Here is a 3,760-nt window from a genome sequence, read left to right as displayed (position 1 = left end):
GGTGAGGAACGCGACGGGCGAGGCAAAAGACTTGGTCAAGAGCCTCGATAGCGATATAGCAAGGCTGTTGCAATGAGTTCGCGTTGGACATCGAAGCATACTTTGACGGCCTGTGCCTTCCCCGAAACCCGCGGGGCATAGCGTGCTTTGCATTTGTCATAAAAAAAGACGGCAAGATAATACATTCAGGCTCTGGCCTTGCCGCAGAGCCCCTGTCTGAGCAGGCGACAAACAACGTCGCCGAGTACACTGCCCTCATCAAGGCGCTGGAGTGGCTTTATGAGAACGGCCACGCGTCGTCAAAGGTCGTGGTCAGCGGCGATTCGCAGCTCGTGGTCAAGCAAATGGCCGGCGAGTTCCGGGTAAAGAACAAGCAGATAATCCCGCTCTTTCAAAAGGCCGCGTTGATGAGAAAAAAGTTTGATGACCTGACGATAAAGTGGGTGCCCCGAGAACAGAACACAGAGGCTGACAGCCTGAGCGAAAGGGCATACAACGAGGCGATCCTGAAAGACCCTGCGCTTTTGGATAAAATGTAGGCTCACGCAGCCGTCAGCTGCGCCCCGCCAAAGTAGACAGAAAATGCCTTGCACCAGATGACCACGTTGTCGTATTTGGACAGGTCGATGCCTGATGGAAGCTCATAGTTCTGGTTGCCTGCGTTGGCCTTGAGCCTTCCAAGGTCGACATAGTCCGACGCGCCCTTGTCCGTGGAAAGGTATACGTACAGGTCCGGGCCGTTTGTCACCCTAAAGTCTTCAAGCCTCAGGACTGCGCTGCCGTCCTCCAGGTTCAGGACCCTTGCACTGCCTTCCGCGTTGTGGATGCCGTCGCCTGCGCCTGCAAAGGCGCCGCTTGTATCTTTCATCATCATTGCTCCTTCTTTCTCGGCCATCTCGTCATCTTTGACCATTGCCTCTTCCTTTTCCATCGATTCGCCCGGCGCCGAGTCATCCTCAACCATGGCGCCTTCGTCCTTCTCCATCATCTCTCCTTCAATCCCCGCGCCGTCCTGGGCAGTGCCACTTTCACTTGTCTTTACGACTGGCGGCGGCTCGTTGATGGTGCTGCTTACAAAAAGCGGCAAGGCCGCATAGACTGTCGCCGGCATCAGTATTGCTGCTGCGATTATCGCTATTATGATGCTCCGTTTCATATCAGCAACACCTTCATTCATTATTAAAACGATTTTTCCAGATTACTTCCAAATTGCATCTAGGGCACAAGCGGAAACACTACACCGTCAAGCGTTGCCGTGCAAGGGAAGCCCTTAACTAGTTCGCGGCATAATAAAGAACAGTGGATTAGAATGTCAGAAGCAGTACCAAACTGGGAGGCCATAGTTCACAAAAACGCCAGGACAAGCGACCGTGGAGACGCTGGGAACGTGATTGAAATCGAGGAGGATACGATAACCCTCCAGAGGGGGCCGACGGCGGAATATGTTATTCCAAAGTCGATGGTCGAGGGGTATAACGGTGCAGAAGTATCCTTGACGATCTCGTGGAAAGAGCTGGATCAATACAAAAAGAAGTAAAACTGGCGAGCTGGCGTTTTTGGCGTATTCCCACATTGGATGCCGGATGCATTTTTCTAGCATGTATTATGCCGGCCGTCCTGGACGGGCCAGATCAGTTACTGCCTGCCGAAATGGATTAAGGTTACTTTCAACATATTCTAACATGGTTAACTCACTCCCGCGTAAAGGCGTCGGATTGGAAGAGATAAGCGAGAAGGCTAGAATTGCAGCTCGGGCTGTGAATGATCTGATCTCGTCGATGGCGCTAGCAGTTGAGGAAAAGGTTTCCTTGCAACACCAAATCAACAGTCTTGCAAGAGAGTCTGAGTACATGATAGACAGCATAGACGGAATCGCCAAGGGGAACCAAAAGAAAGTGTTGATGGCATACAAGGAATTTCTTAAGGGCACTCTTCAAGCGGTTGACCGGAGGCTAAAATCTCTGGAATGAAGGATTCTTTTGGGACCCGAATCTGCTAGTCGCATCAATTATTTGCAAGGCTAAAGAAGATTAAAATCGGCCCGGCGTGATAATGGCCTGTGTTCGACTCGCTTGATTTCCTTTATGTCCCGGCGCCCGACATCGAGTCATCCATTCACTATTATACAAAAGTGCTGAAAGGCGAACTGGCGTGGAAGATCCACGCATACGGCGTATGGGTGGCCTGCGTCAAGCTGTCCAAAGGCGGCCCGCCTATCCTTCTTGCAAACCACATCAACAAGAAAGACGTGATGCTGATCTACCGCGTTCCGGACCTGGAAGGCGCTGCCTCGGAATTGCGCGCCAGAGGGTGGAGGCAGGAAAACAAGCTAGAGATTCCCCCTGGCCCGTGCTGCACTTTCCGCGATCCTGCGGACAATGTTATCGTCATATATGAAAACCTGCGTCCAGATGTGATGAACGATTTCGCGGGGCGGATTGATTCAGATTAGCAAGTCGAGCCTGTCAGCAAGAGCCAGGATTCTTCAAAAGCGAACGAATCCTTTAAAACTGACTGACCAGTCAGTTATCCTTATTAGCCACTGATGCGAACAGAGGTGCGGATGAGCGTTTGTTGGCAGGAGCGAGCCTGAATTGCCAAAGGTGACGAGCCTGCACAAAAACGAGGTGCGGAACAGGATAATCCATGCCGCAATCGAGAGTTTTGGCCAGACTGGCTTTGACAGGACCCAGATGGACGATATCGCCAAGAGGCTGGGCCTCAGCAAGGGGACGCTATACCTGTATTTCAAGAGCAAAGAAGACCTCTTTTTGGCCATCTGCGAGCGCAACCTGGGGGCGGGCGAGGATGATGCGCTCTTTACAAACAAGGAAAACGTCGTTTCCGACGCTGAGCAGATGTACGACAACATCCGCAAGAGGGAGCGGGGAATGGACAAGGTGATGCTGGAGATGGTAGTCGAGTCGAGCCGCAATCCTCGCCTGAGAAAAGTCATGCACCAGTACCAGTCGATGATTCACGACCACGTGGCCGAGGAGATCAAGAGAAAGGCCAACGAGGGCTTTGTCCGCAAGGACATCGACGTCGACGGCCTCGCCGTAAACAGGATGCTTGGCATGAGCGAGTCTGCCAGCAAAAAGGCGTGGGTGGTGATGGTCAGGGCCATCATCGACAGTTCCGACTGAGCAACTAGTCGCTGTACGTCGCTTTTACCATGCGCGCCTGCTCCGGGTCCGTCGGCGCATCTGAAGAGTCCCTCTTTAGCGCGGCAATCTTGTCGACCGCGTCCATGCCGGACGTCACCTTGCCAAAGACCGTATACTGGCCGTCAAGAAAGTTAGAGTCCTTTAGCACGATAAAGAACTGCGAGCCGGCGCTGTTTGGGTCCATGGAGCGGGCCATCGAAAGCACGCCGCGCGAGTGCTTTGTCTTGTTGAACTCGGCCTTGACGCTCCATCCCGGGCCTCCGGTGCCCCACTTTGCCTTGTTTGCGGCGCTTCTCGTCAGCGGGTCGCCTCCCTGTATCACAAAGCCCGGGACAATCCTGTGGAACAGGGTCCCGTCGAAAAAGTCGGTCGATGCAAGTTTCTTGAAATTCTCGACGTGCTTGGGCGCTACGTCGGGAAAGAACTCGATTTCAATGTCTCCAAATTTCGTCTGAATCTTGCCGGTTGGCATTGCCTTTTCAATCACTGGCTGTTATTTGAACCATTGAGGGCAAAGGTCAATTAGGCGGTTCGTCAATTAACTATGTATGCACGAATACCTGCCGGCCCTGAAGCATAGGTACGTCGAGTGC

The 3,760-nt window shown here is 52.8% G+C and carries 7 protein-coding genes; 5 read left to right on the top strand and 2 right to left on the bottom strand.

Annotated elements, in window-relative coordinates; genetic code table 11:
- Positions 1 to 83 precede the first annotated feature (83 nt).
- Positions 84 to 539: a ribonuclease HI gene (rnhA, locus tag ACREAY_RS10475; RefSeq protein ID WP_431755716.1), complete on the top strand. Its 456-nt coding sequence runs from the start codon at positions 84 to 86 to the stop codon at positions 537 to 539.
- A gap of 2 nt (positions 540 to 541) precedes the next feature.
- Here the strand turns inward: rnhA and ACREAY_RS10470 are convergent, their stop codons facing one another.
- A complete protein-coding gene (locus ACREAY_RS10470; RefSeq protein WP_431755715.1) occupies positions 542 to 1,156 on the bottom strand; it encodes a DM13 domain-containing protein in 615 nt (204 codons plus the stop codon).
- Between the two features lie 153 nt (positions 1,157 to 1,309).
- Here ACREAY_RS10470 and ACREAY_RS10465 point away from each other — a divergent pair, with 153 nt between their 5' ends.
- From ACREAY_RS10465 to ACREAY_RS10450, 4 genes are all read left to right on the top strand, one after another.
- Positions 1,310 to 1,537: a hypothetical protein gene (locus ACREAY_RS10465; protein WP_431755714.1), complete on the top strand. Its 228-nt coding sequence runs from the start codon at positions 1,310 to 1,312 to the stop codon at positions 1,535 to 1,537.
- 178 nt (positions 1,538 to 1,715) lie between these two features.
- Entirely contained in the window at positions 1,716 to 1,970 is a 255-nt protein-coding gene (locus tag ACREAY_RS10460) for a hypothetical protein (RefSeq protein ID WP_431755713.1), read from the top strand.
- A gap of 89 nt (positions 1,971 to 2,059) precedes the next feature.
- Positions 2,060 to 2,452: a VOC family protein gene (locus ACREAY_RS10455; protein WP_431755712.1), complete on the top strand. Its 393-nt coding sequence runs from the start codon at positions 2,060 to 2,062 to the stop codon at positions 2,450 to 2,452.
- Between the two features lie 151 nt (positions 2,453 to 2,603).
- Complete coding sequence (locus ACREAY_RS10450; protein ID WP_431755717.1) at positions 2,604 to 3,146, top strand: TetR/AcrR family transcriptional regulator; 543 nt, start codon at positions 2,604 to 2,606, stop codon at positions 3,144 to 3,146.
- A 4-nt stretch (positions 3,147 to 3,150) separates the two neighbouring features.
- On the opposite strand, the gene ACREAY_RS10445 is transcribed toward ACREAY_RS10450, so the two are convergent.
- The gene (locus tag ACREAY_RS10445) at positions 3,151 to 3,639 is read right to left on the bottom strand and encodes a peptidylprolyl isomerase (RefSeq protein WP_431755711.1); all 489 of its coding nucleotides are present in this window, start codon (positions 3,637 to 3,639) and stop codon (positions 3,151 to 3,153) included.
- Positions 3,640 to 3,760 lie beyond the last annotated feature (121 nt).

Origin of the sequence: Nitrososphaera sp. (genome assembly GCF_050748925.1) — an archaeon.
Lineage (GTDB): Archaea > Thermoproteota > Nitrososphaeria > Nitrososphaerales > Nitrososphaeraceae > Nitrososphaera.
This window is presented reverse-complemented; position numbering and strand designations above follow the sequence as displayed.

Excerpts from the sequence above, each read along its gene's own strand:
- ACREAY_RS10445 (WP_431755711.1), bottom strand. The coding sequence starts at position 3,639 with ATGCCAACCGGCAAGATTCAGACGAAATTTGGAGACATTGAAATCGAG.
- ACREAY_RS10470 (WP_431755715.1), bottom strand. The coding sequence starts at position 1,156 with ATGAAACGGAGCATCATAATAGCGATAATCGCAGCAGCAATACTGATG.
- ACREAY_RS10465 (WP_431755714.1), top strand. The coding sequence starts at position 1,310 with ATGTCAGAAGCAGTACCAAACTGGGAGGCCATAGTTCACAAAAACGCC.